Raw genomic sequence first — 25,087 nt, 5'->3', positions numbered from 1 at the left:
ATGGCTGTATATTTTGATTAGCCAAGTTCATCTTGCAAATACGTCCAAAAAAGCTTAAAAAGTAGGGCTGTTTAATTTGATAGAAAATTATTACCCAAGTTGGCTTTCTCAAGACCTTATTAATAATTGCTTACCTTGGCAGGAAGGCAAAAATATGAGCTTTGGAAATTTTAATGAACAATATACATTACATGATTCTTGTTGGATAGGTATTTTCTATAACATTGGATATGAACAAGCCATAACTTTAGCTATTGACTGGGATTCTGTTTGGTTGCCTGATGAAATCAAAAAAAGTATTACCGACGGTGAAGCCTATATTTTCATCCGATTAACGGGTATTGAACAGATAAGTATGGCTAATTATATTGAAATTGGAAATATTTCTAGAATAATCGGGAGTTGCGAATTTGAAAAGATAGAGGGCAAGAAGTTTTTGGCTATTGATGATGTGTTTGGAGGACAAATTAATATTGTCTACAAAGGTGAGGAAACCTTCTTGGCATTAGATAAAAATAGAAGGATTTTGAATATTTAAACTAGAAAATTGATTAAGCGATCGCCTGCAAGGAATCTACATCAAAAAAGGGCAGGTACATAACCCGCCCTCAAAGTAATAAATATTTAAACTAAACTAGCGATCGCAACTAATTACCGATTTGGGGCGCACTCAAAGAAACCTTTAGCGTTTCTTCTTTTTGCTGTGCTAATGTCGGCACGGAATCACGCAATCTTGCCGTCAATTGTACAGTTGTGGAGTCGTACATCTGAGTTAGCAATTTTGGATAGAAACCAATACCAATAATTGGCACCAACAAGCAGGCAATGATAAATACTTCACGGGGTTCAGCATCTATCAAAGCTTGGTGAGAAACTAATTCTTCGTTCTCTTTACCGTAGAAAATTTCCCGCAACATCGACAGCAGATAAATCGGAGTTAAAATCACTCCCACTGCCATCAAAAACACCACAATGACTTTGAAGGTAGAGCTATAAGCATCGCTGGTTGCAAAGCCGACAAACACCATTAATTCTGCCACAAAACCGCTCATCCCTGGCAATGCCAAAGAAGCCATTGAACAGGTGGTGAACATGGCGAAAACCTTCGGCATTCTCTTACCGACACCGCCCATTTCATCCAACATTAAGGTGTGTGTCCGGTCGTAAGTTGCACCAACGAGGAAGAACAAACTCGCCCCAATTAACCCGTGGGAAACCATTTGTAATACTGCCCCACTCAATCCCAAATCGGTGAAGGAGGCAATACCAATCATCACAAAGCCCATGTGGGAAATTGAGGAGTAGGCAATTTTTCGCTTCAGGTTGCGCTGGGCAAAGGATGTCAAGGCAGCGTAGATGATATTAACTACCCCCAAAACCACCAATACAGGCGCAAAGAAAGCGTGAGCATCGGGGAGCATTTGGGCATTCATCCGAATTAAGGCGTAACCGCCCATTTTCAGGAGAATACCTGCCAATAACATGTGTACGGGGGCTGTAGCTTCACCGTGGGCATCAGGTAGCCAAGTGTGCAAGGGAATAATCGGCAACTTGACGCCGTAAGCAATCAGGAAGCCAGCATAAAGTGCAAGTTGGAAATTGAGGGCGAAGTCTTTTAAGGCGAGCGATCGCATGTCGAATGTCACCGTATCGCCGTAAAATCCCATTGTCAGGGCAGACAGCAAAATAAACAGCGAACCGCCGGCAGTGTATAAAATAAATTTGGTCGCTGCATATTGTCGCCTTTTGCCTCCCCAAATCGACAGCAGAAAGTATATCGGCACTAGTTCCAGTTCCCACACCAGGAAAAATAACAGCATATCCTGGACGGCGAACACGGCAATCTGACCGCCATACATTGCCAAAATCAAGAAGTAAAATAGCTTGGGCTTGAAGGTAATAGGCCAAGCTGCTAAAATCGCCAGCGTGGTAATGAATCCAGTCAAAATGATTAGGGGCATGGACAAGCCATCTGCCCCTACTGACCAATTCAAACCCAATTGTGGTACCCAGGGGTAACTTTCCACCAACTGTAAATCTGGATTGGAGAAATCATACCCAGTATAAAAAGCGTAAACAATTAGTGCAAAATCTATCAGCCCTACGATGAGGGAGTACCAACGCACTGTTTTGCCTTCTTTATCAGGGATGATGGGAAGAAGTAGCGACGCGACTATAGGCAACAGAATAATCGTCGTCAGCCACGGAAAATTAGCTGTATTCATCACAATTTGTCTGCTATCAAAATCATGTTTGGCAAAAAGTCACTAGTTATTAACTAACAGCTTTTTGGTGATTTAGTCTTCCTCGTTAGGTTGATTTAATTAAATTGGCAATCCCCGATTTTTTCTCTTGGGAGTCTCTTTTGACACTTGTGGGTGCGGAATGTGAGTTGTGATACTCCCAATCAAGTCAAAAATTTACCCTAAAAAAGCCGCTAAACTAGAATTTTAGCGATGCGATCGCATAGCACAACCTATTGCTCAAAATACACGATGCTGTATGCGTGGTTGTTGAAAAAAGCGATTTGGTGCAAAAAAAGCATGACAGGATAGATAACACTATGATAATCGCACAAATTGAAAGTCAAATTCGTTATGTCACTAACGTAAATGGAGAAACAACAGATGTACTCGTCCCTGTAGAACTTTGGCAACAGCTTATAAGTTCCATAAATTCTGATAACGTCAGTGGTTTAGCTTGGATTGATGAACAAGAGCCAAAAGCACAAATATTAGCCGATTTGCATGAGTCCGTGCGACAAGCAGCAGTAGGGCAAACTTTCCCAGTTTCAGAACTTTGGGACGATATCGAAGCCTAGATTTATGTCAGAAGTTCGCTTTACACCTCCCTTCAAACGCCGTCTCAAAACTCTGACTAAACAATGTCTGTACCATCAGCTTCATGAATGGTAGCAGAGACGCGAATAAGAACACTAAGCTGCATATCTAAGAATCTCCAACTCTGCTCCATTATTAATAGCTGACTCTGCTTTTTCTAAAACCTGTTCGGTAACTGCATCACTTAAATAATATTCACCGCAGTTATCACAAATTTCTGCTGGAACTTTTTTTAAGACAATAATACATTCATCTCTTTCTAATGTCACAGTTACTAAACCAGGCTTAGTTTCTCCATGCTTACAAATTACGCATTTCATCATCTTTGTCTCCTAGTTGTAAAACCATCTAACCAAATATTAGTATCAGGAATATAAGCTGTTACTACATATCCTGTATCTGTAGCTTCATTGTAAGAAAATACAACATGAATCGGCTTACCTTCTATAAAATCCAATATTAGATAACTGGGGTAGGGTGTATCATCAGGATTTTCTTCTATCACTTCTCCATAAGAAATTGCAGTTTTTACTTCTTTTTGACTGATGCGGCGATAAAACATTTGTTGGATAGCATGACGAGAAAAAACTAGATTTTGACAATACATGAATTATTTTTTTAATTATATATATTTAGTGAGAAGTTTATTATTTTGCTAAATATTGGGTTTCTATTAATTTGTATGGTGGGTTAGCGACAGAGTAACCCACCATGAGTATTGATAATTAATTGTGGGTTACGGCGCAAAAAGATTTTTATATTTTACCTCTTGATCGCGATCGCCAAATTCAAATTGACATTCAACCCATTATTGATCAGCTAGAGGCTGGAAATTTTATCGGTGATCAAATCTCTGGGATAGACTTGACCGTTTTTAAAGTTTGAGCAAAAAATAGTGATATCCAGACGGACAAAAGTGGTGAATATCGCGTGATTTATCAAGTTGTCTCACCTAAATGTGTCTGATCTTCTACTCCGAGAGTACCTGGAAGATTTGCAAGATGAACCTCTAATAAGTTATACAAGTACTGTTGTTTAATATGTAACATTTAAATGTCACTTCAATTTCCTGATTCATGGCGCTTTATATCTTCACCAGATTCAGTTATTCCTAATGCAGCGATTGATGAATTTGAGAAACTTATTGGCATAATAGTAGCTAAGGGAGATCGCTGGAAGTTACTAGAGTATTTTAAAGAGTGTTTTGCCCATGTAGTAGGCTCTACGAGTGACTGGAGTACTTCAGAGAGTTGGGCAAGCACAGATTTACGGTCATATTTGGAAGACGCGGCTAAAAACTCACCCCTGTTTCTGGAGGCGTTCTACGAGGCGTGTGAGAATCTTCGGGATAAATATGCAATCCCTGACATTGAACGTATCAACAGTATTTGTCTTGAACATAAGATTGCTTATCAAATCCATCCACCAAAACTTGTGAAGCTATCCGAAGGTGAAGAAGCTATCCCTGTGGCCGAATCGCCATCAACCTTTACTGAGTCTGCAAAGCAACTCATTACTAAGTCTCTAAGCCGTTCTGAACAACTACTGATTGAAAATCGGGCTAGAGAAGCAGTTCAAGAACTGCTTTGGATTCTAGAATCAATTACAACTGCTTTTAGAGGTGAGCAATTACCATCTGGCACAATAATAAAAGGGACATACTTTAACCTAATTGTGAAGGAACTCCACAATGCAAATGAAGGGACAGCAATCAAGTATATATTAAAATCTTTAGAAAGTTTACATGGTTATCATTCGTCACCAACTGGTGGTGGTGGTCGGCATGGACTTGATATAAAAGAGGGCAAACCAATCACTCTTTCTGAAAGTCGCTTATTCTGTAATCTTATTCGTTCTTACATTTCTTTCTTTCTTACCGAGTATGAAATACTCATAAATAATGATGTGTCGGACAATTTATAACAATGTGTTGCAGCGAACTTCAGCAACAATCGATTATTCAACTAACAGACATCAGAAAAAGTTTGTGTTTATTTGATATTTGAACCTTTCCTTGCTCACTTAAGCATTTAATAGCATTGTAGTTTCCAAAGCGCGTATGTCCTTCTACAAGCTGGTATGGGCAATTTAATTCTGCATAACTTGGTATATTAATCATATTTTCAGTTTCTAATACAATTATTGGAACTAGCCAAGTTCCAAACTGCTTCCAATAATCTTTATCTTCATCAGTGCATGATAGATGCTCAAAATTTGATATATGACTTTTGCGGTCTACATAATCCTTAAAGCCTGAAAATATCTGCACTTTAGAAAACTCTTTTTCAGACCAATAAACAAGGTTAAAAGTCACTTGATGGTAATTAATCCAGCCATAGTTATTTACCATATCCAAGTCATAGATATGCTCAAATTGCCACTGAAGAAGTACGTCTATAGGAATATTGTTAAATATTGATATTATCCTTTGTGAATATTCTAGAGGCGTTTCATTAGATGGGTCAAGTCGATAATTAAAGTTGAGTCTTGGCTTGAGTTGTTTCCATGTATTATGACTTCGTTCCCAAACTTCATCATCTGGTATATAGTGCCGCCTGATTCTGATCTCTTCTTCTGTCATAAATAATTAAATGTTCTGAACGATTTTATTCTTTGAAGATTATTAAACATCTTGAAAAAATCAGAGCGGAACTAGAAAGCTAAACTTTTATAGGTTGTATTAAAAATTTTGGTCATCTTTTGAAACTCAACTCTCAATTTCTCCACGTGCCTGTGCGTGAAACAAAAAAGATTTAGTTTACTTACCTGAAAATGGCTGTATCACAAAATTCAAGAAATGATGTAGGGGCGGACGATCGCCCACCCCGGTTAAAATCAGGTAACACCAAAGACAATCACTAAGCCCAAAACCGCCCCAAACACAATCAAGGCATAGAATTGAGCGCGACCGTTTTCTAGGTACTTCAGACCTTCACCACTGACAAGGGTGAAAAAGCCTGTGAGGTTAACAGCACCATCGACAACGCGGAAGTCAACTTCCATAACTTGTCTAGCTAGGCGACGCAAACCCACAACAAAAACCCGATGGTAAATGTCATCGAAGTACCACTTGTTGAGGGATAACTCGTAAAGTGGTTTGATTTTAGCAGCGATCGCCGCCGGGTCAATTTTACGGCGCAAATACATCAGCGAAGCCAGGGTAATCGCAATCAAAGAAATTCCGACTGAGGCCCCCGCCATAATGTAGAATTCCGTCGGATTGAACTCGGAAGCCTTTTCTATAACTTCGGTGAGAGTTTCGCTAGGAGGAAAGATAAACTCTTCAAAATAATTGGCGTAGGGAGTTCCCACTAAACCAATCAAAATAGAAGGCACAGCCAACAGTGCCAACGGCAGCGTCATCGTCCACGGCGACTCGTGAGGCGAGTCGCTGTGATGCCCATGAGAGTCATGGGAGTCATGATGCTCACTAGTTGCCGCCAATTCTCCTTTTTTCATTGCCCCAGGCCCAAAATTCGGGGCTGGTTCTTGTGACTCTAATTCCAGGACAATTGTCGCCGTCGCCTTTTTGAGTTTTTGCTTGATTTTCTCGTCATTACCCCGGAATTCGCCTTCAAATGTCGAGAAATACATCCTAAACATATAGAAAGCTGTAATCCCGGCAGTTAGCCAGCCAATCAACCAGAGAAATGGGTTAGCCTCAAAAGCCTTCCCCAGAATTTCATCTTTTGACCAGAAACCAGCAAAGGGCGGAATACCAGAAATTGCCAAGCAACCAATCAAAAAGGTAATTCCCGTGACGGGCATATATTTTCGCAGTCCGCCCATCAAGCGCATATCTTGAGCTAAGGCTGGGTCGTGTCCAACGACACCTTCCATACCATGAATTACTGAACCTGAACCCAAGAACAGCATCGCCTTGAAATAGGCGTGGGTCATCAGGTGGAATAGTCCAGCACTGTAGGAACCTATTCCCATCGCCATCACCATATAACCGAGTTGGGAAATGGTGGAGTAAGCCAAGCCCTTTTTGATGTCGTTTTGGGTAATGGCAATGGTTGCCCCCAAAAACGCCGTAAACGCCCCAGTAAAAGCAATCACATTCATTGCTGCTGGAACGTGTTCAAATACTGGGTACATCCGGGCAATCAGGAAAACACCCGCCGCCACCATTGTTGCTGCGTGGATTAAGGCAGAAATGGGGGTGGGGCCTTCCATTGCATCTGGTAGCCAGACATGGAGGGGGAATTGGGCTGATTTCGCCACTGGCCCTAAGAAAACTAAAATCGCAAACAGGACAGCGAGAAAATTGCTGATAGAACCTGATTCTACAAGTTGGGCGAGGCGATCGCCCATGATATTAAAATCAAAGCTTCCCGTTGCCCAGAACAGCCCTAAAATGCCGAGTAATAGACCAAAGTCGCCCACGCGGTTGGTCACAAATGCTTTTTGAGCGGCATCGGCTGCTGACTTGCGATCGTACCAAAAGCCGACCAGCAAGTAGGAACACATTCCGACCAGTTCCCAGAATACATAAATCTGTACTAGGTTGGGGCTGACCACCAGACCTAACATTGAGGAGCCAAATAAACTGAGATAGGCGTAAAACCTCACGTAACCGGGATCGTGAGCCATGTAGCCATCGGTGTAAACCATGACTAAGAAGGCTACCGTTGTTACAATCACCAGCATTAGGGCTGTTAGGTGGTCAATAGTGTAGCCCATGTTCAGGTGAAAATTACCTGCCGCCGCCCACTCCAAGGTGCGGATATAAGTCGCGTGTCCTTGAATTTGACTCCATAGCAAGGCAACCGACAGCCCCATAGCTGCTCCCATTAGGGAGATAATCACCACAGCGTTAAGCTGCCGTAGGCGGTTTGTCACCTGATTCAACGAGATTAACCCTAGACCGACCAGCATTGCCCCAAAAAGAGGTAACACCGGAATCAGCCACGCATACTGATAGATTACTTCCATCACTGACGCCTACTTTTAGAATTCTTAACTAGCGTGTCGGAACTGTTAATAATTGTGACACACACCCTTTAGGATAAAATAACCCACCCAATGACCTTTGGGTGGGGTATTAAGCATGGTTTTAGATTTGGTCATTTGTCATTGGTCATTTGTCATTGGTCATTTGTCCTTCCTCCTATGCCCAATGCCAATAGCCATCAGGCTGACCGATACTCTAAGCCCACTGTTTTTGAACTTTTGTAGATTTTGGGGCAACTGCTGTAACTGGCTTTAATGTCTTCTAAAGCTAGACGTAAATCTTCTCTGCCGCGAAAGCTTTCCAAGCGATGGCGAACATTGCCATTTTGAATCAATAGTAAAGTGGGTAGTGATTTTAGCCTATAAGTAGTAGACAATTTAAAATTTTGATCGGCGTTAACCCCAACTAATTTAATTTCTTCGCCGCATTGGGCTTGAAATTGCAACAACAGTGGGTGGATAACCCGACACAAGCCACACCAAGGTGCTTCAAAATTAACTAAAACAGGAATAGGAGATTCTAAAACTTCTTGAGTAAATGTCCGCTCACTAACCGACAATACCATGACGCCTCTTGGATTATAGGGTTTTTATATTAAACTAGCTATCCGCAATGAAGTGAAGGATTGGCAAGCCACTAACTGCCGTATAGATGCTTTCAGGATACAAATCTCAGGACACAGAATAATTAGGCAAAAATTGAGCGCGTTGATGTGTCTCTGAATCAAAAAGCTAGCGCGACTTTTACGGTGGCTTTTTTGGATGTTAAACTCCTGATCGCCGTGGCTGCTTGGGATATTTAGATTGAATCTGCCATTCACTCCCAAGGAAAGGCAACTGACCAACGACTACCAATATAAAATCTCAAGCTGAATAGAATACACCCCCACTAAATAGATGTTTGAACTTATCCTACATTGATTTGGGGGCAATTGATAAGCTGAAATTTTCATTTATTTGGGATTTTCTGCTGACACTGGGGATCGCCTAAATTTCCCATCTTATCCTACTAGTTGCTTCTAGCAACAGAGGGTGCGACCACCAAAGCAAAACTATAAAAATAGCGACTCCCAAATAGGCAGGGCGGAGAAATTCCTGCCATTTGAGAGATTGACGCCCGTCAATAATTGCTTTAAAGGGAATAATTGAAGTCCGCTGTTTGGCAATTTCAAAAGCTTCCCCATAACGATCGCTTAGGCGGCGATCCCCGTGCCAAACCCCAAACAAGTGATGCAACACCAATCCAATGGAAGTCACAAGGGTAAAGGTAGTACCCAGCCATAGAGTATGGGCAATACACCAAATTATTTGTCCCACCATCTGGGGATGACGGGTAATCCGAATAATTCCTGTTTCGTAAAGATGAACTTGGGGCTTTTGAATGGCAGCAATTTCTAGTAGATTGAAGGTAGCAGGATATAAAAACAAAAACGAGATCGCTGACAGCAGCCAAACAAATTCTCGCACTCCTAGCACCCCTTGTACCTGCCAAAGTTGCAAACCATCATATCGGTGTCCAAAAAAGTAAATAATTAATATCACAGCCAACGGGAGGCTAACTAATGCAAAGAAAATGCGATAAAGCCTTGGGCCAATATATTTTTCGGCCCTTGGACGCAAAGCAGCGCCTCCACTGTGAGCGATCGCAAAAGCTATTTGTAACCCCAGTATGACAAAATGACTGGGTGTCAACCAAGAAATCAGTAGCATATACACGAGTGAAATAATTTAAAGAAAATGGAACTCAGTACAACCAATACCACAAAGTATTCAAAAGGAGACTTTAGTCGAGATGTTGTGCTAATGTCTTTTTCGAGTCAAGCCTTCAAGTTTAATATGCAACAAATCATGACGGGCTAATTACTGCCAAACCTGATTTGTTACGTGCATCCGCTCCTTTTAAAGTTTGTGGTTTGAGCCTTATGTCTGACCTTCCTTTCACTTTAGATCAGTTACGTATTCTGAAAGCGATCGCCCAAGAAGGAAGCTTCAAGCGTGCCGCTGATAGTCTTTACGTTTCCCAACCTGCCGTAAGCTTGCAAGTCCAAAATCTCGAACGGCAGCTAGATGTCCCCTTATTCGACCGTGGAGGACGACGCGCTCAATTAACCGAAGCAGGCCATCTACTCCTAAGTTACGGTGAAAAAATCCTCAGTCTGTGTCAGGAAACCTGCCGCGCGATCGAAGATTTACAAAATCTTCAAGGCGGTACTTTGATTGTCGGTGCTTCTCAAACCACCGGCACTTATCTTTTGCCCAGAATGATCGGGATGTTCCGACAAAAATATCCAGATGTGGCAGTGCAATTACACGTCCACTCCACTAGGCGAACTGCTTGGAGTGTCGCTAATGGACAAGTTGATCTGGCAATTATTGGCGGTGAAATTCCTGGTGAACTATCAGAATCTTTAGAAGTTATTCCTTACGCTGAAGACGAACTAGCGCTGATTTTACCTGTCTTTCATCCCTTTGCCAAACTTGAAAAAATCCAAAAAGAAGACCTATATAAATTACAATTCATTGCCCTAGATTCCCAATCGACTATCCGCAAAGTAATTGACCAAGTGCTAGCACGCTGTGAGATTGATACCAGGCGTTTTAAGGTTGAAATGGAATTGAATTCCATTGAAGCAATTAAAAATGCTGTGCAATCTGGTTTGGGGGGTGCCTTTGTTTCAACTAGCGCGATCGCTAAAGAGTTACAAATGGGCGTTCTGCACTGTGCCAACATTGAAGGCGTTGTCGTCAAACGGACACTGTGGCTGATTTTTAATCCTAATCGCTATAGATCCAAGGCGGCAGAAGCTTTTAGTCAAGAGATTTTGCCCCAGTTTGCTAACCCTGGATGGAATCAAGATGTGTTAACATTGGCACAAAAAAGCATAGTGGTAACTACATTAGATGCAGCGACGTCCACCTCCTCTGGAGACTAAAATCTGGTCATTAGTCTTTGAAGTTCTGTTCAACCTTGGCATTGGCGTAGCCAGACGCAAAGAGTGCTGACGCTCTTGCTAGCAAGCTTCAAGAGTAGGGGAGGGGTACGCGGACTCGTTGGCGTTGGCGTAGCCTCTCGTAGAGAAGCCTCTCAAAGAGTTGAGGCTGCGCTATCGCCAGAAGCAGGCGCTCATACTTCTTTTTTTGTCATTTGTTCTTTGTTTTTTTGTAAATGACCAATGACCAAATAATTCGTAATTCGTAATTCGTAATTCGTAATTATTATCTCATAGCTTTTCGCGTAGCGTACCGTAGGCAAGTTAAGAATTTGACCTCAGCAAAAAAGTTTCCTGTTCTTGATAAAGAAATTTAGTTTCTATGTAATCTGAATGAATGAATGAATTACGAATTACTAATTATAAATTACGAATTATTTTGACTAATCACGAAAATGGAAGTTTACTGCACTCGTCCACGTTGCCCACGCCCACAGAACTATTTTGCCGATTTAGATGATATTACGACGCTGAAAACAATGCAGCAAAAGTACTGTACCACCTGTGGTATGCCACTGATGCTAGATGGTCGATATGTAACCATGAAGCTGCTGGGAAGGGGGGGATTTGGAGCAGCTTTTTTGGCACGCGATCGCCGAATACCTGGAATGCGTCAATGCGTAGTTAAGCAGTTTCAACCAGTCGGAAATTTAACCTCAACTCAACTGCAACAAGCGCAGTTAATGTTTGAGAGAGAGGCCGAAGTTTTAGCACAACTTGGTAATGATCACGAGCAAATTCCTGACTTGTTTGCCTTCTTTCCAGTGATAGTTAATAGCTTGCAACCAGGACAGCAAGACCAATTTTTTTACTTGGTACAAGAGTACATTGATGGGAAAAACTTAGAGGAAGAATTAGTTCAACAGGGCAAATTTTCTGAACAGCAAGTGGTGGAGGTGCTGCAAGAAATCCTGAAGGTGCTAAAGTTTGTTCATGATAGAGGCATTATCCACAGAGATATCAAACCCTCTAACATCATGCGTCGTCGTGATGGTAAACTTTTTTTACTAGATTTTGGCGCAGTTAAGCAAGTAACAAATGCTGCACTTGGTTCTGCTGCTTCTTCCACAGGAATTTATTCTATGGGATTTGCACCACCTGAGCAGATGGCTGGGGGTCAAGTATTCCCATCTACAGACTTATATGCGTTGGCTGTAACTCTTATTACTTTGTTGACAAATCAGGAAGCAATTCAACTATTTGATGCCTTTAACAACCAGTGGAAATGGCGATCGCAAGTGAGTGTCAACCCTCGCCTTGCTGACATTTTAGACAAGATGCTGCTACCTGCTGCGAATCAGCGCTTCCAGTCAGCCCAGCAGGTTCTAGATGCACTTAACTCACAGGCGGCTCAAGCCCCTACACAACTTAATTCGCCCTCTGTAACACTTCCGCCACAACCACCCAAAGGTTCTAGTCCCGTCGTCCCTCGCCGTCCACCAACTCAACCAGCGTTTTCTACACTGGAATTATTAGGTGGGGCTGCATTTAGTGGATTTGAGGGTGCATTGATCGCGATCGCTCTCTTCAGTCTAGTAAAATCACTAATAATTACTTTGCCTACTTCCGCCCTGATTTTAGGTATACTAATTTTTGCTCAAACCAGGCGGTGGATTGAAAAGTTCGATTTATTAATTATTCCGACAATTACTTTTGCGATTATTTTTTTTCTCCCCTTGTTACAAGGGGGTCTTGGCATTCAAGCAGTAGTTGTTTTAGCAGTTGTAGCAGGCTTAGTAGCCATTTCACTAACAGCCGTATTTCGACTTATTTATAAATTATTATCTCTCTTACTTTAAAAAACTCCTGCTGCTAACAGCCACCTATGTCTCAGAAAAACGAAACACTTAGTCTTTTCTTAGCCGTCGTCATCACCATTGGTTTAATCTTTGGTGGCTTATGGTTTTTTATGGAACGGTGGGCGCAATTAAATGGAACTGTTACTAAACCTTCAGAAACTGGCAACACAGGTAATCCCATAAACCAGTTTGTCAACAGATGTAACGTGCCAAACCTGCCAGAGGGGACATTCAACTATGGTGGTAGTACAACCTGGGCACCTATCCGTAAAGACGTAGACTCTAAACTGCAAAGCCTTTGCCCTCGGTTTATTTTACGCTACACTCAACCTTCATTAGGTCAAGCAGGATCTGGAACTGGGATTCGGATGTTGATAGATAATCAACTAGCTTTTTCTCAATCTTCTCGCTCAGTTAAAGCTGAAGAAAATACAGAAGCTAAACAAAAAGAATTTAGTTTGAAAGAAATTCCGGTGGCGATTGATGGTATTGCGATCGCAGTTAACCTCAATCTCAACATCCCTGGTTTAACTGTCGCCCAACTCAAAGACATCTACACGGGCAAGATTACTAATTGGCAACAGGTGGGTGGGCCAAATTTACCAATTACAGTCTACTCTCGTAGCAAAGAAGCTGGGGGTACAGTAGAATTCTTTGTCGAAAATGTTCTAAATAAAGAGAATTTTGGTGCCAACGTTAGTTATATTGGCACAACTACTGAAGCGGTACGAAAAGTAGCCGCAAGTCCTGGCGGAATTTACTATGCTTCTGCCCCAGAGGTTGTACCCCAGTGTACGATTAAATCCCTGCCACTAGGGCGCACAAGCGGTCAATTTGTGCCTGCCTACCAAGAACCCTTTGTACCTGTATCTGAATGTCCCAATAAGCGTAATCAGTTGAATACTCAGGCGTTTCGTAGTGGGGACTATGCAATTACCCGTAATTTATTTGTAATTGTTAAACAGAATGGTCAAACAGATCAGCAAGCAGGCGTTGCTTATGCAAATTGGCTGCTGACACCTCAAGGTCAAGAACTGATCGAAAAAGCTGGATTTGTCAGAATTAAATGATCAAAGTGGTTAGATTTAGCAAAATAATCAAATAATAAACATTTTTATTTTATTCAAATTTATTTATGTCACAAAAGAATGAAACCACAGTTTTAGCCTTGGCCCTGCTGCTGACAGTTGGAATAGTTGGCGGTGGTGTGTGGTGGTTTACTAATGGCTCTGGGGTCAAAATTGGTAATACCATCATTCCAAATCAGCAAACAGGCAGCAATCCATCCTTACAAGACCGGATTAGTTTTGGGGAAAAAACTTTGACTCCAGGTGACATTTCTCCTGCAAAAAAAGAAGGAGTACAGGCGATCGCTGCTAAAAGTTATGATCAAGCGATCGCTAATTTCACAGCCGCCCTAAAACTCAACCCTAACGATCCAGAAGCATTAATTTTTCTTAACAATGCCCGCATCGGTTCTTCCAAGAGCTACACCATTGTCGCTTCTGTACCATTCGGCACTGATCCCAATGCTTCTTTAGAAGTTTTACGTGGCATAGCCCAAGCCCAAAATCAAGTTAACCGCTCTGGAGGAATCAAGGGAGTACCTTTAAAAGTAGGGATAGCTAATGACGACGACAATCCAAAAATAGCCAAGGAAATCGCTTCTAGCCTAGTCAGCAATTCCGAAGTATTAGGTGTAGTTGGGCCGATTACTAGCGATTCCACCTTAGCCGCAGGTACTATCTATACTTCTGGACAACTTGTAGCAATTTCTCCTACCAGCACATCTGTAAAAATTTCTAACTTTAGCCACTACGTTTTTCGCACGGTTCCCAGTGATTTTATGGCTGCTAGAAGTTTAGCCAACTACATGGCGAGAACCTTGCAGAAAAAAAATGCAGTGGTTTTCTTTAATTCTCAGAGTAACTATAGCCAGTCTTTAAAGTCGGAGTTTGTTTCATCTGTTTCCCTAGAGGGTGGACAGGTATCGAGCGAATTTGACTTATCCAAGGCGGATTTTAGTGCGGCTAAAAGTGTAGAACAAGCAACAAAGCAAGGTGCAGAAGTGTTGATGTTAGCTGCTAACACTGAAACTCTGGATAAAGCACTGCAAGTAATTCAAATTAATCAGAAACGGTTAACTCTGTTAGCGGGAGATGATGTTTACACCGTTAAAACTTTAGAAATTGGCAGAGAGCAAGCTGCGGGGATGGTATTGGCAGTTCCTTGGCATATTGATAGCGATCCTAAGTCAGATTTTCGTCAGAAATCCCGGCAGCTATGGGGCGGTGATGTGAGTTGGCGAACCGCCCTCAGCTATGATGCCACTGTCGCTCTAATTGCGGCATTAGAACGCAATCCCACGCGATTTGGAGTCCAAGAAGCATTAACCTCCTCTGACTTTTCTGCCATCGGTGCTTCTGGTACAATTCGGTTTTTAGCATCAGGCGATCGCAATGCGCCAGTCCAACTTGTAAAAATCGTTCCTGGTTCTCGCTCCCGCACTGGTTATGACTTTGAACCAGTGCGTTAACAATTCCAAATTTAAAATTAAAGACGACTATTTAATAACCTTTGCTTTTCCTTAACTTGTCATTAATTTTCAGGTAACAAAATACAGAAGTGGCGATTTTTAGCAGCTGCTGAGGTAGTGCAATCTTGAGGTTTTCCCAAGTGAGTAACTGCCGAACCCAGAGAGCTAATGGACAAGTGGTTTAATACCTTGTCCCTTGTGGGGAAAATCAAGAATAATTTGCTGCGATGAAAATTGTATCAAATTATGGGTGCAGTCATTTATGACTTCTGGATTTTTATTTACAGCAGATTTCAAGTTGGTGAAGTACACGACGATTCGTCCCAAAGCCAGGTAAGCTAAAACACATCTAATTTGCATATTAAAATTTTCTCAATATCTTGTGGGGTGGGCAATATGAGCGCCCTGATTATGCAACTTCAATGCCGATTAGCTTATAAACCCTGTTTTACTTCTGGATTCTGAATTCTGCTGTATACCTTCAAGCCTAGCCATAGTAGTTTCTTCACTTTGGCATTATTTTCGGTGTGCAAAAAGCGCACTTCTCTAAACTATGGGCAAAAATATTAAGAGCAAACTTATGCTGAGTGCAACACCTTCAAGAAGGTTATCGCAAGCAGCTGCTAACGTTGCGCTTGGTTTCGCTATGCTAGCAGCTATTGGCACAGATCCTGCCCAGGCTGTCAATTTGAAAACATTTAATATTTCCGGAAATTTTGCTCCTACGCCTCTTGATGGTTCAGTAGGGCTACCTGTGAATTTAGCAAATGGTTCTTTTAATGGGACTTACACAGTAGATGTGGATAAATTACCCGCTTCTAGTTCTTTTGTAGATTTGACAAGTTGGACTATCAACTTAGTCAATGATAATACTGTTTTGCGAACATTATCCAACAGTTTGGCTGGCAATACAGCTTACATTCAAGAGAACATACTTGCTTTTGCAGACGCAGGCTTATTGACAAAGCAAAACCATAATTTATACAGTCTAGAACTGTATTTTGACAGCAATTTCACAGGTACTGGTAGTACCAATTATGGAATTTTTCTGGACAACAGCGACCTTGGAAGTGTCCAAAAGTCCGGCATTACTGCCGTTACTTTCGCTAAAAGTGAGCTTGTTCCTGAACCTCGAACTATTGCGGGAGCAGTAGTTTTTGCTACTATCGGTTTGTGGCTGAAAAGAAAGCAAAAAGCTTAAATAGCGACATAATTTTGCTTACGCTCAACGGTGTTAAGTTTTTCTGAATTTCGGAACCAATAAAGCACGGCGTAACCAAAATACCTATTTTAAATCAATCAAATGCTTGCGGTATATGAATAGAAATTCTGAATTCCGCGTAGCGATATTACCTGGATATAAATTACCAAGGAGATGTGCTTTGAAACGATTTACAAAGTTCTATTTTGCTCTAACATTCTTGCTACTACCGTCGATGTTTCTCGGCTCGGCGATCGCACAGGATTCCTCTCCACACGAAGCAAACTCAACCGTCACAACTCAGCCAGATGCAGCGCCAGACGTGGCGCGATACTTAAATGATCCAGCCAAAGAACCCAATCTGCCGCCGAAGTTGCTCAAAAAACTGCTTCAGCAGCGGATCAAGTACGTCTTCGTAATCTTTAACGAGAACCACTCCTTCGACAACGAGTATGGAACTTTGCCCGGTGTTAACGGACTCTACTCAGATGGACAAAAGCCTCGTGACCCAAAAAAAACACCTGGCTTCACCCAAACCTACACGGATGCTAACGGCGTGAACGTCACAGTTCAGCCATTCCGGATCGGGTCTGAGCAGAATGCCAGCGCCGTTGACAGCGTTGACCACTCGCACATCGGACTTGCAACCAAGATCCACGTTGTGGACGGCAAGCCACAAATGGATCAGTTCGTCTACGACGAGTACACGCGCTTCGCGTCGAAGGGTGGAGCCGCCAACATTGCTGAGGGCAAGCAGTTCGCGCACCTTGTCATGTCACACATCGACTGTGACACCATTCCGTTCTTCTGGAAGTGGGCTAGTCGCTTCACAGTCTTCGACAACATCTTTGCAACCGAAGACACCCCCTCAACCCCGAATGCGGTGGCGATGCTCGCGGGGCAGGGGGGTGAAACGCAATGGGTCAAGCACGGTGCGAGCGGGCAATCCTACACTGTAGGCAGCCACACTGGTACTACGCAGGGTGTACCCCTGGTCAACGATCCACAGCCCTTCTATGGCTCCCAGTTCGACACAACGACGAATAACAAGCAACCTGCTGGCACGAAAGAGAGCTACGCCGATAACAACATCTCCTCGAACCTGACCTTCGCCAGTCTGCCGCTCACCTTCCAAGGGCGCAATATTCGGTCGGTCTTGGCTGGTAACAGGAATCCTTTATTCGATCTAGCCGACATCCAGCAGGATATCCCCTATATCCAGAAACTCCAGACTGAGCCTGTCAGTTGGCGCTGGTATCAAGAAGGCTACAATCTCGAACCGACGGATACCAACGGGATCGCTTCCCACAATGCCTATGTCACCCATCACAACGGCGCACAGTATTTCGGCTATATTTCCAACACGCCGGAGGTGAGTAAAAATCTCCGTGGGCTTGGTGACTTATTTAGCGACATAGCCAACAATGCGCTGCCCAAAGGCGGCGTGTTTTACATTCGTGGCGGCTACACGAACCAGCAGGGTCTGAAGCCACCGATCACGAACCCCAAGACGCCTGCGGATGAGATCGCCGCGATTAATGCGGCGAAGTCTGGTGATGACGACCATCCGGGCTACAGCGATCGCCAGCTCAGTGAGGGGATGGCGGCCAGGGCGATCAACGCGATCGCGTCCAATCCGAAAATCTGGCAGCAGAGTGCCATCATCATTACCTACGACGAGTCCGATGGCTTCTACGACCATGTACCACCGAGGATCTTGTCCTATGGCCCTGACGGGCTGCCACTCTCCCGTGGTGTCCGTGTGCCGTTGATCCTCATCTCACCCTACGCGCGGACGCACGCTGTCTCCCACGTCGAGGGCGATCACAACTCGGTGATCGAGACGATCAACACAATCTTTAATTTGCCTGCCCTCGCCAGCCTGCCCGATGAGGCACAGGCACTCGCTGCTGGCAACTCCCCGGAGTTCAACAAGTTCGGGCCGCCAGGATTCCAGCAGAAGTACCTCGGCCCACGGGACATCAATTCGCCAATCACCGACAGCCTGCTGTCGGGCTTCGATCCGAAGCGCCTGCTCGGCATCTCACCCCCACTGCCAGCCTCCTTTGCGAAGATTCCAGACAGCGTTGTGAACACACTACCGCACTACGGTGGGCAAGGCTGCCGAGCGATCGGGATCACGCCGGAGGACAAGCGCCAGGGGATAGTCAACAAAATCCCCAAGGGCTTCAACCCACTACCAAGCACTTATCCAGTGGCTAACCCTTAAAGTGCTGAGTCAAGAAGTGAGATTTCACACTCAGCACTTCTTTACTCAGCACCCTTCAATATCCCTGACTTTTCATGGTATCTGGAAAACCTCTCTCTAAATCTCTCTCCTAAAAGGAGAGAGACTTTGAATTTTCCCCCTTAGAGTGTCGGGAAGGGGGTTAGGTTTTTCGTGGGCTTTTCCACATGACCTGAATTGTCAGTTCAATATCCCCGTTTTTCGACATTCCCTGAGGAGAATTCATGCGCTTTGTGTTAGTCTTCGTGACTCTGATTGGTTTTTGCGGCTCGATTTCCCCCGCTCAGGCGGGTTCGGTCATTAAACGTGTGAAGGAACACAATGTAGTTCGGTGTGGCAGCGTCGAGCGGACAGGTTTGGCAACTGAAGCCGAGTCAGGTGGCTGGAGTGGTCTCAATGTCGATATCTGCCGTGCGATCGCCGCCGCCGTGCTGGGATCTTCTGACCGCATCGAATATCATGAATATGAAACGTCGAAGGACTTCGACGCGGTGCGTAACCAGCAGGACGACGTATACTTTCTCACAGGATCGGAGATTGAGGAGCAGAAGTTGGCGGGTAAGCTGTTGCCTGGCCCTACTATCTTCGTAGAATCTACTGCGGTGATGGTCGCGTCCACCTCGGTTGCACACCACGTCAGCGACCTGGCCGGAGAAAGCATCTGCTTCATGATTGGCAGTTCGGTTGAGCGGAGTCTCACGGCTTACTTCGGTGCGCTCCATAAAAACTGGTTCCGTCGCCCGTTCTCTGAGGATGGGGAGATGATCGATACATACAACGTGCAAAATTGCCACGCGATCGCCGGTGAGATCACGACCCTTGCAAATATCCGCCTCGACTCTGGGGTGAACCGATTATCAAGCCGCATCCTCCCGGAGTCGCTGACGACCTTTCCGGTGATCGCCGCCACCGGAACCGAGGACGGACAGTGGTCGGCGATCGTCGCGTGGACAGTGCATACATTGATCAACGCAGAAAGACCGGAAACACACTGGTATGCGGGCGGTGCTGGAGCGATGCCGATCTCCGCACCAGATTTTGGCCTCGACAAGGAGTGGCAGCGCCGCGTTCTTGGATCTGTAGGCAACTATGGCGACATCTTTGATCGCCATCTAGGGAAAGGCTCCCTACTCAAGCTCGATCGCGGATTAAATGCGAACCATTTCCGGGGAGGACTTCTTCTGAGTCCGTTCCTCGATTAATTTCAACCAAACATAGAGGGTCAGAATTCGTTAATAAAACACCCGTCCTCCAAATACAATCTCAAGTAGCAAGCACTTGTATTGAATGGACGCGCGGCTAATTTACTATGTCCCAAAAAAATGAAATACCTATTCTTGTCTTATCCATCCTAATCACCGTCGGGCTAGTAGCTGGCGGTTTTTGGTGGTTCAGCAGAAAGTCTGGTCTTGAGCTAAATACAATTAATTCTAGTAGCACCAAAACGCCCCAAACCACATCAGAACAACCTAGTGGCAAGACTTTCACCTCAGTACAGGATGTTCCTAAAGGATTATTTAATTACGGAGGCAGTACATCTTGGGCACCGATTCGATTAGTAGTTGATCCAGGAATTCAAGCGGCGCGACCAGAGTTTCGGCTGCGCTATGTAGAACCCAGTAATGCATCTCCTGGTTCTGGTACTGGTATCCAGTCGCTGATAGACGGTCAACTAGCTCTTGCCCAGTCCTCTCGACCAGTTCTAGATCAGGAATTAAGCCGTGCCCAGCAGCGTGGGTTTACTTTAAAACAAATTCCTGTGGCAATTGATGGTTTAGCGATCGCAGTTAACCCCAACCTCAATATCCCAGGACTAACGGTAGACCAGTTAAAGTCAATTTACACAGGCAAAATCAATAATTGGAGCCAGGTGGGCGGCCCCAATATTCCGATTAAGCCCTATTCCCGCCGCATTGCTGATGGCGGTACGGTCGAGCTTTTTGTCCAAGACATCTTGGGTGGTCAAGCTTTCAGCTCCAATGTAGAATTTATCTCCACAACCACCCAAGCCTTGCAAAAATTGGCTGGTAGTCCTGCTGGTATCTACTACGCTTCTGCCCCAGAGGTGATTCCTCAATGCTCAATCAAACCCTTGCCGTTGGGGCGGACGCAAGGGCAATATATTGCTCCCTACCAAGGAACATTTGTCCTCCCGTCTGAATGTCCTGGTAAACGAAACAAGTTGAACATTGAGGCTTTCCAATCAGGAAAATACCCGATTACCCGCAATCTGTTTGTGGTGGTCAAACAGAATGGTCAGACTGAGCAGCAAGCAGGTGTCGCTTACGCCAACTTACTGCTAACTGAGCAGGGACAGGAACTGATTACCCAAGCCGGGTTTGTCAAAATTCGCTGACACCTGCGATGGGCTACGCCCCGGCGGAGGCGATCGCACTCAGACAGAGTGGCGGAAATCGCCGCTCTGAACTGTGCTTTAACCAGCTCTATTAATCGACTCTGCTGGCAAGCAAATGAGATTATCCCCTTGAGTAAGGATTAAGCCACGTTGACGCAGCTTGCCCATCAAGCGGGTAACGGTGACACGAGTGGAACCAATCGCGCTACCAATTTGGGCATGGGTGAGGGGAAAGGGCAGACAATAACCGCGAATCACATCAGGATCAGTGTCGCTCATTGCTGGCTCTCCATATTCCTCAATTAACAATGTGAGAAATCCTAAGAGTCGGTCAATTGTGCGGCGTTGTCCCAAGGCACTCAGCCACAGCAGCTTACGCTGATGCTGATACCTAAAGGCATCCATAACTTCGCGACGGAAGTGAGGCCAGTTGTCTAAGTCGTGCCAGTACATCCACAGCACCGCAGTTTGGTCAACATGGGCGTAAGCCTGGAGTGTGAATGGTGACTGAGCAACAATTTCAAATGGCTGTCCCGCTCCCACAAAACCCAAGAACGCTTCTTCTGGGGTTCTGTTGATTCGTCGAGACGTTAGCTGACTGGCAGTCGCACTAACTTGGGCGGTTCCTACCATACGGATCGCACCCCTTTGCACCAAATATAGCAATCCAGGTCGGGCTGGAATGCGCTCATCTTTGCTAAAGGTACGGCAGCGGTAGTGTTCTTGAGCCCAGTCAAGAATTCGTTGCCAAGTCAAAAAAGGCCGTGATGCCTCAGAAAAGGAGGATGGAGATTGCATAGGTAACAAAGAGCGATCGGCTGAAGACAAAGACGTAAATAAAAAGGTGCAAGGAGTGTCTTTGTGTTGGCGAGGCAGGCTTAACGCCTAACAGCGCCAGCCATACAAAGAATAGAAAGTAAATTACTCTCTACTCTTTTGTTATACTTCCTACTGTACAATGATGGTAGTAAAGTTTACTTACTATTCATCGATTATTCATCAAATTTTATCCTCCTCTCATTTTTCTTCATCTACATTAAACTTATCTCGCAAGATAGATGACAGAAAATTAATAAATATATTTTACATGATTATTTCAATAAAATTACGTGCATCAGAAATTACTAGTTAGCAAATATACGTCAATAAAACAGCTAATATACGGTTATTTAATAAAATCACTAAGTATTGATACTTATAAAATAGAAAATATATGCATAAAAGATGAAAAAATTCCTCTATATAAAGGTAGAGATGATACTAGAGTTTTGTATATCTCAGGTGTGGCTCTATGGCTGTCAAAATCTCAGAATCGAAAAACTATGGAGCTTGCCAGTGCGATCGCCTCAGATATATCAGGGATTTGTGAAGACGTTTTTAGCATCCAAATAGTTCCCCCTGGTTGGATACATTTTGAATTGACTCACTCCACGTTAGTGACTTGGTTACAAAGTCTTGCAGTCGGGAGTTCAGGGGGAGAGTGGGAGCAGGGGAGCAGGGGAGCAGGGGAAGATGAGGTGACAATTGATGCCCCATGCCCCATACCCAATTCATTGTTTGCTGTTCAACATGCTCATGCACGCTGCTGTTCGCTAGTGTTGCTGGCTCACCGAGAGGGATTGATTAAACTTACAGAACCAGTTCCAAATAGTAGTCCAGCATTTTGGAGTGTTATTGCTCCGAACCCCATACCTTGGCTCAACTGTGATGGAGTACTGCGACTAAATCACCCAGATGAGCGTCGTCTAATTGCCCAGTTAGTACAAGTGATAGACAACATAGAGTGCCCAGATGTTAGCGGTTATATCAAATGGGAAAAAGTAGCGCTGAATTTGAGCCAAGCTTTTGAAAAGTTCTGGTCTAATTGCCGGATTTGGGGTGAGGTGAAAATTACGTCACCAGAGCTAGCCCAAGCCAGACTGGGATTGCTGATGGCTACTCAGTCAGTATTAAGATATGTGCTAGAGGAAAATTTGGGTGTTTTTGCGCCCTTGGAGCTATAAATCGGTAATTTTGCTTAACCAGAAAATAAAAACTTTTATCACAGCTATTGACTCAATGCATCACCTCGGCTACATTAGCAGGTGTGTGAGGAGCGAACCAGCTAGGGCACCGAGACGAAACACGGCCAGTCGTCGGTGTCCTTTCTGATTTGTATGGGTTAGGTTTGAAAAAGTACTTTCACTAGAGCAAAAACTTTTCAATTGCTACTGCTGCTCCATCTTCCTCTACACTAGGAGCTACCCACTGCGCGATCGCTTGCACTCCTGCTGGTGCGTTACCCATAGCTACACCAAGTCCAACAGATTCCAGCATTTCCACATCATTGAAGTTATCGCCAATCGCCATAACGTTGGCTAACTGTAATCCCAGCAATTCTTCGGCTAGGTAACGCACAGCAGTTCCCTTATTCACAGAGGCGTTAGTTGCTTCAAAAAAGGTAGCAACAGATGTTGTCAGATAAAGTTCAGCAGGTGTGTATTGGCGGCGCAAATTCCCCAATAGCTGGTTGATCACATCAGTGTCATCACACAAAGCGAGAATTTTTGTCGGTTCATTCGTTAAGGCTTGGCGCAAATCACCCACAGGAATCGGGATAACACCAGAACGTTCTGCATAAATTTGGGTTTCTCTAGTTAACTCACGGACGTATAGCTGATCATTGATGTAAAAGTGGACAGATAGAAGCGATCGCAACTCAGGCTGTTCAAAATAGTCGATTAGCTGGTGGGCGATTTCCCTGGAAACAACCCAATGGCGATGAATTTTTTGGGTGATCGGGTCTTGAATCCAGGCTCCTTGATAAGCCATTAATGGTAGAATAGAGGCGATTTCTTGGTGAAAGCGCAAGGCTGAACGATACATTCGACCTGTAGCGATCGCCACTTGAATTCCTCGTGCTTGGGCCGCAATAATCGCTTGCTTTACACCTGTACTGATGGTGTTAGAATGTCCGGCGATCGTGCCATCTATATCCAAAACTAGTAGTTTAATGTCTTTTGCAGCAGCCTGATTATCAATAGATGCCAAATGTGTGGCAGATTCTTTCTGCATAATTTCCTAGATTTTAAGTTACAGTAAGAGGTTAACAGTCTCTAGCGACCAGTAGGGAGTAGTAGAAAAAATTGGGTTTTCTAATCAACCCAATTTCCCTACTGTGAGGATACTGAGTCACACAATTAAATTGTTAAAAATTCTAACTAATAGACGCAACAAAAAAACCCGATTCTCGAAAAAATCGGGGATTTTCATTTAAATTAGATAGCCTATACCGATAGATGGGATAGGAAAAACCTACCTATTTAAAAAAGTCTATGAGTTGGACACCTTGAGCCAGGTTTTTTTGCGTTGTGACAACAAACAAAGCCCAGCAATTAAACCAACTCCAAGTGTGGTAGAGGGTTCAGGTACTGATTTCACATCATCGTAGTCATAAGTTACTTTGATATTTGCTTTGGCATATGTATCAACATAGGATCTGATGTTGCCCGATCCTGTAACTACTGAGTTGGCTAGAGCTGAGAACAAAAAGTCTATGTTGCTATTACCAATGAACGACTGCAAGAATTGGGGATTAGTAAAAGACTGGGTAGCAGATTGTGTGGCAGTTAAGTTAGAAACAGTTTTTCCAGAGGTGCCACCATAATCAAGGTTGCCGTCATATTTAGCAACTTGGTAACTATAAGTATATTGTGGATTGAACTCCAATAGAGACTGATTATTTAGTTGTAAGCTGAAGTCACTGGTAAGATTTAGTGTCACCTGACCTGGGGTTTGACTCCTGTTTTCAAAACCTGCATTTTCAAGTACGTCCCCAGTAAATTCTATTGTTACACCTTGGAGTGTGCCTAAAGATGAATTAAATTGTTGGACGCTCAGAGGTGCATCAATGATATCTGTGAGATCGTAATTACTGGAACTAGTGTACGAGAGAGAAGCTGCATTAGCTGCTCCAGATGTTGCAACAATTCCTGCCAAAGTTGTGGCAGCAGCGAGAGTGTTGAATAGTTTTGTTGTCATGAATGGAAGATGCTTTTCTGAAACTAATCATTACGGGATTCCTAACTTATTTTTAACTCTGAAATTTTGGTTAAGGGACTTCCAGAGAATAAAATATACAGCTAATAAAAATGATAATCATTTTAATGGGGGAGAAAGCGC

General features: G+C 43.8%; 24 protein-coding genes. 13 read left to right on the top strand and 11 right to left on the bottom strand.

What is annotated here, in order from left to right:
- The first annotated feature begins 76 nt into the window (after positions 1-76).
- Entirely contained in the window at positions 77-538 is a 462-nt protein-coding gene (locus tag HWQ41_RS25545) for a hypothetical protein (RefSeq protein ID WP_292769293.1), read from the top strand.
- Positions 539-647: 109 nt separating this feature from the next.
- On the opposite strand, the gene HWQ41_RS25540 is transcribed toward HWQ41_RS25545, so the two are convergent.
- Entirely contained in the window at positions 648-2,225 is a 1,578-nt protein-coding gene (locus HWQ41_RS25540; protein WP_292769290.1) for an NAD(P)H-quinone oxidoreductase subunit 4, read from the bottom strand.
- A 338-nt stretch (positions 2,226-2,563) separates the two neighbouring features.
- Between HWQ41_RS25540 and HWQ41_RS25535 the strand changes: the two genes are divergently transcribed.
- The gene (locus tag HWQ41_RS25535; protein ID WP_292769287.1) at positions 2,564-2,821 is read left to right on the top strand and encodes a hypothetical protein; all 258 of its coding nucleotides are present in this window, start codon (positions 2,564-2,566) and stop codon (positions 2,819-2,821) included.
- A gap of 114 nt (positions 2,822-2,935) precedes the next feature.
- Here the strand turns inward: HWQ41_RS25535 and HWQ41_RS25530 are convergent, their stop codons facing one another.
- Together HWQ41_RS25530 and HWQ41_RS25525 are read right to left on the bottom strand one after the other, a co-directional pair.
- Positions 2,936-3,163, bottom strand: a complete 228-nt coding sequence (locus HWQ41_RS25530) for a type II toxin-antitoxin system MqsA family antitoxin (protein ID WP_292769284.1) — start codon at positions 3,161-3,163, stop codon at positions 2,936-2,938.
- Positions 3,160-3,447 carry a DUF4258 domain-containing protein gene (locus tag HWQ41_RS25525; protein ID WP_292769282.1) on the bottom strand — a complete coding sequence of 96 codons (288 nt, stop codon included), beginning with the start codon at positions 3,445-3,447 and terminating at the stop codon, positions 3,160-3,162. The genes HWQ41_RS25530 and HWQ41_RS25525 overlap by 4 nt, the downstream gene beginning before the upstream one ends.
- Before the next feature lie 122 nt (positions 3,448-3,569).
- Here HWQ41_RS25525 and HWQ41_RS25520 point away from each other — a divergent pair, with 122 nt between their 5' ends.
- Positions 3,570-3,725, top strand: coding sequence for a hypothetical protein (locus HWQ41_RS25520; protein WP_292769279.1), 156 nt, complete (start codon positions 3,570-3,572; stop codon positions 3,723-3,725).
- Positions 3,726-3,893: 168 nt separating this feature from the next.
- The gene (locus HWQ41_RS25515; protein WP_292769276.1) at positions 3,894-4,763 is read left to right on the top strand and encodes a hypothetical protein; all 870 of its coding nucleotides are present in this window, start codon (positions 3,894-3,896) and stop codon (positions 4,761-4,763) included.
- A 37-nt stretch (positions 4,764-4,800) separates the two neighbouring features.
- Here the strand turns inward: HWQ41_RS25515 and HWQ41_RS25510 are convergent, their stop codons facing one another.
- From HWQ41_RS25510 to HWQ41_RS25495, 4 genes are all read right to left on the bottom strand, one after another.
- Complete coding sequence (locus tag HWQ41_RS25510) at positions 4,801-5,421, bottom strand: hypothetical protein (RefSeq protein ID WP_292769274.1); 621 nt, start codon at positions 5,419-5,421, stop codon at positions 4,801-4,803.
- Positions 5,422-5,675: 254 nt separating this feature from the next.
- Positions 5,676-7,778: an NAD(P)H-quinone oxidoreductase subunit 5 gene (locus HWQ41_RS25505; protein ID WP_292769271.1), complete on the bottom strand. Its 2,103-nt coding sequence runs from the start codon at positions 7,776-7,778 to the stop codon at positions 5,676-5,678.
- A 197-nt stretch (positions 7,779-7,975) separates the two neighbouring features.
- Positions 7,976-8,362 (bottom strand): thioredoxin domain-containing protein, encoded by a 387-nt coding sequence (locus tag HWQ41_RS25500; RefSeq protein WP_292769268.1) that lies wholly within the window; start codon positions 8,360-8,362, stop codon positions 7,976-7,978.
- 421 nt (positions 8,363-8,783) lie between these two features.
- On the bottom strand, positions 8,784-9,506 hold the full coding sequence (locus HWQ41_RS25495) for an NnrU family protein (protein WP_292769265.1): 723 nt from the start codon (positions 9,504-9,506) through the stop codon (positions 8,784-8,786).
- Positions 9,507-9,718: 212 nt separating this feature from the next.
- On the opposite strand from HWQ41_RS25495, the gene HWQ41_RS25490 reads away from it, so the two are divergent.
- The 4 genes from HWQ41_RS25490 to HWQ41_RS25475 all read left to right on the top strand — a co-directional run bounded on the left by HWQ41_RS25490 (position 9,719) and on the right by HWQ41_RS25475 (position 15,121).
- Positions 9,719-10,729: a LysR family transcriptional regulator gene (locus HWQ41_RS25490; protein WP_292769263.1), complete on the top strand. Its 1,011-nt coding sequence runs from the start codon at positions 9,719-9,721 to the stop codon at positions 10,727-10,729.
- Positions 10,730-11,181: 452 nt separating this feature from the next.
- Positions 11,182-12,585, top strand: coding sequence for a serine/threonine-protein kinase (locus tag HWQ41_RS25485; RefSeq protein ID WP_292769261.1), 1,404 nt, complete (start codon positions 11,182-11,184; stop codon positions 12,583-12,585).
- A 26-nt stretch (positions 12,586-12,611) separates the two neighbouring features.
- A complete protein-coding gene (locus tag HWQ41_RS25480) occupies positions 12,612-13,655 on the top strand; it encodes a phosphate ABC transporter substrate-binding protein (protein ID WP_292769258.1) in 1,044 nt (347 codons plus the stop codon).
- Positions 13,656-13,720: 65 nt separating this feature from the next.
- Positions 13,721-15,121, top strand: coding sequence for an ABC transporter substrate-binding protein (locus HWQ41_RS25475; RefSeq protein WP_292769255.1), 1,401 nt, complete (start codon positions 13,721-13,723; stop codon positions 15,119-15,121).
- A gap of 165 nt (positions 15,122-15,286) precedes the next feature.
- Here HWQ41_RS25475 and HWQ41_RS25470 read toward each other — a convergent pair whose 3' ends face one another.
- A complete protein-coding gene (locus HWQ41_RS25470; RefSeq protein ID WP_292769253.1) occupies positions 15,287-15,481 on the bottom strand; it encodes a hypothetical protein in 195 nt (64 codons plus the stop codon).
- Between the two features lie 193 nt (positions 15,482-15,674).
- Between HWQ41_RS25470 and HWQ41_RS25465 the strand changes: the two genes are divergently transcribed.
- The 4 genes from HWQ41_RS25465 (at position 15,675) to HWQ41_RS25450 (ending at position 20,926) form a co-directional block, all read left to right on the top strand.
- Entirely contained in the window at positions 15,675-16,322 is a 648-nt protein-coding gene (locus HWQ41_RS25465; protein ID WP_292769250.1) for a PEP-CTERM sorting domain-containing protein, read from the top strand.
- A 181-nt stretch (positions 16,323-16,503) separates the two neighbouring features.
- Positions 16,504-18,552: an alkaline phosphatase family protein gene (locus tag HWQ41_RS25460; RefSeq protein ID WP_292769247.1), complete on the top strand. Its 2,049-nt coding sequence runs from the start codon at positions 16,504-16,506 to the stop codon at positions 18,550-18,552.
- Between the two features lie 242 nt (positions 18,553-18,794).
- The gene (locus HWQ41_RS25455) at positions 18,795-19,772 is read left to right on the top strand and encodes a hypothetical protein (protein ID WP_292769244.1); all 978 of its coding nucleotides are present in this window, start codon (positions 18,795-18,797) and stop codon (positions 19,770-19,772) included.
- Between the two features lie 107 nt (positions 19,773-19,879).
- Positions 19,880-20,926, top strand: coding sequence for a PstS family phosphate ABC transporter substrate-binding protein (locus HWQ41_RS25450; protein WP_292769241.1), 1,047 nt, complete (start codon positions 19,880-19,882; stop codon positions 20,924-20,926).
- A gap of 78 nt (positions 20,927-21,004) precedes the next feature.
- Here HWQ41_RS25450 and HWQ41_RS25445 read toward each other — a convergent pair whose 3' ends face one another.
- A complete protein-coding gene (locus HWQ41_RS25445; protein WP_012412419.1) occupies positions 21,005-21,724 on the bottom strand; it encodes a Crp/Fnr family transcriptional regulator in 720 nt (239 codons plus the stop codon).
- A gap of 524 nt (positions 21,725-22,248) precedes the next feature.
- Between HWQ41_RS25445 and HWQ41_RS25440 the strand changes: the two genes are divergently transcribed.
- Complete coding sequence (locus HWQ41_RS25440) at positions 22,249-22,929, top strand: DALR anticodon-binding domain-containing protein (protein ID WP_366931711.1); 681 nt, start codon at positions 22,249-22,251, stop codon at positions 22,927-22,929.
- 181 nt (positions 22,930-23,110) lie between these two features.
- Here HWQ41_RS25440 and HWQ41_RS25435 read toward each other — a convergent pair whose 3' ends face one another.
- Positions 23,111-23,980 (bottom strand): Cof-type HAD-IIB family hydrolase, encoded by an 870-nt coding sequence (locus HWQ41_RS25435; RefSeq protein ID WP_292769235.1) that lies wholly within the window; start codon positions 23,978-23,980, stop codon positions 23,111-23,113.
- A 258-nt stretch (positions 23,981-24,238) separates the two neighbouring features.
- Positions 24,239-24,946 carry a PEP-CTERM sorting domain-containing protein gene (locus HWQ41_RS25430; RefSeq protein ID WP_292769232.1) on the bottom strand — a complete coding sequence of 236 codons (708 nt, stop codon included), beginning with the start codon at positions 24,944-24,946 and terminating at the stop codon, positions 24,239-24,241.
- Positions 24,947-25,087: the final 141 nt, after the last annotated feature.

The organism is Nostoc sp. NOS(2021) (assembly GCF_017115025.1).
Taxonomy (GTDB): Bacteria; Cyanobacteriota; Cyanobacteriia; order Cyanobacteriales; family Nostocaceae; genus Nostoc.
This window is presented reverse-complemented; position numbering and strand designations above follow the sequence as displayed.

Bases quoted from the DNA above. Each gene is read 5' to 3' on its own strand.
- HWQ41_RS25455 (WP_292769244.1), top strand. From the start codon at position 18,795: ATGCGCTTTGTGTTAGTCTTCGTGACTCTGATTGGTTTTTGCGGCTCG.
- HWQ41_RS25505 (WP_292769271.1), bottom strand. From the start codon at position 7,778: ATGGAAGTAATCTATCAGTATGCGTGGCTGATTCCGGTGTTACCTCTT.
- HWQ41_RS25540 (WP_292769290.1), bottom strand. From the start codon at position 2,225: ATGAATACAGCTAATTTTCCGTGGCTGACGACGATTATTCTGTTGCCT.
- HWQ41_RS25500 (WP_292769268.1), bottom strand. From the start codon at position 8,362: ATGGTATTGTCGGTTAGTGAGCGGACATTTACTCAAGAAGTTTTAGAA.
- HWQ41_RS25480 (WP_292769258.1), top strand. From the start codon at position 12,612: ATGTCTCAGAAAAACGAAACACTTAGTCTTTTCTTAGCCGTCGTCATC.
- HWQ41_RS25515 (WP_292769276.1), top strand. From the start codon at position 3,894: ATGTCACTTCAATTTCCTGATTCATGGCGCTTTATATCTTCACCAGAT.
- HWQ41_RS25495 (WP_292769265.1), bottom strand. From the start codon at position 9,506: ATGCTACTGATTTCTTGGTTGACACCCAGTCATTTTGTCATACTGGGG.
- HWQ41_RS25450 (WP_292769241.1), top strand. From the start codon at position 19,880: ATGTCCCAAAAAAATGAAATACCTATTCTTGTCTTATCCATCCTAATC.
- HWQ41_RS25430 (WP_292769232.1), bottom strand. From the start codon at position 24,946: ATGACAACAAAACTATTCAACACTCTCGCTGCTGCCACAACTTTGGCA.
- HWQ41_RS25475 (WP_292769255.1), top strand. From the start codon at position 13,721: ATGTCACAAAAGAATGAAACCACAGTTTTAGCCTTGGCCCTGCTGCTG.
- HWQ41_RS25445 (WP_012412419.1), bottom strand. From the start codon at position 21,724: ATGCAATCTCCATCCTCCTTTTCTGAGGCATCACGGCCTTTTTTGACT.
- HWQ41_RS25535 (WP_292769287.1), top strand. From the start codon at position 2,564: ATGATAATCGCACAAATTGAAAGTCAAATTCGTTATGTCACTAACGTA.
- HWQ41_RS25525 (WP_292769282.1), bottom strand. From the start codon at position 3,447: ATGTATTGTCAAAATCTAGTTTTTTCTCGTCATGCTATCCAACAAATG.
- HWQ41_RS25470 (WP_292769253.1), bottom strand. From the start codon at position 15,481: ATGCAAATTAGATGTGTTTTAGCTTACCTGGCTTTGGGACGAATCGTC.
- HWQ41_RS25465 (WP_292769250.1), top strand. From the start codon at position 15,675: ATGGGCAAAAATATTAAGAGCAAACTTATGCTGAGTGCAACACCTTCA.
- HWQ41_RS25510 (WP_292769274.1), bottom strand. From the start codon at position 5,421: ATGACAGAAGAAGAGATCAGAATCAGGCGGCACTATATACCAGATGAT.
- HWQ41_RS25485 (WP_292769261.1), top strand. From the start codon at position 11,182: ATGGAAGTTTACTGCACTCGTCCACGTTGCCCACGCCCACAGAACTAT.
- HWQ41_RS25440 (WP_366931711.1), top strand. From the start codon at position 22,249: ATGGAGCTTGCCAGTGCGATCGCCTCAGATATATCAGGGATTTGTGAA.
- HWQ41_RS25435 (WP_292769235.1), bottom strand. From the start codon at position 23,980: ATGCAGAAAGAATCTGCCACACATTTGGCATCTATTGATAATCAGGCT.
- HWQ41_RS25530 (WP_292769284.1), bottom strand. From the start codon at position 3,163: ATGATGAAATGCGTAATTTGTAAGCATGGAGAAACTAAGCCTGGTTTA.
- HWQ41_RS25490 (WP_292769263.1), top strand. From the start codon at position 9,719: ATGTCTGACCTTCCTTTCACTTTAGATCAGTTACGTATTCTGAAAGCG.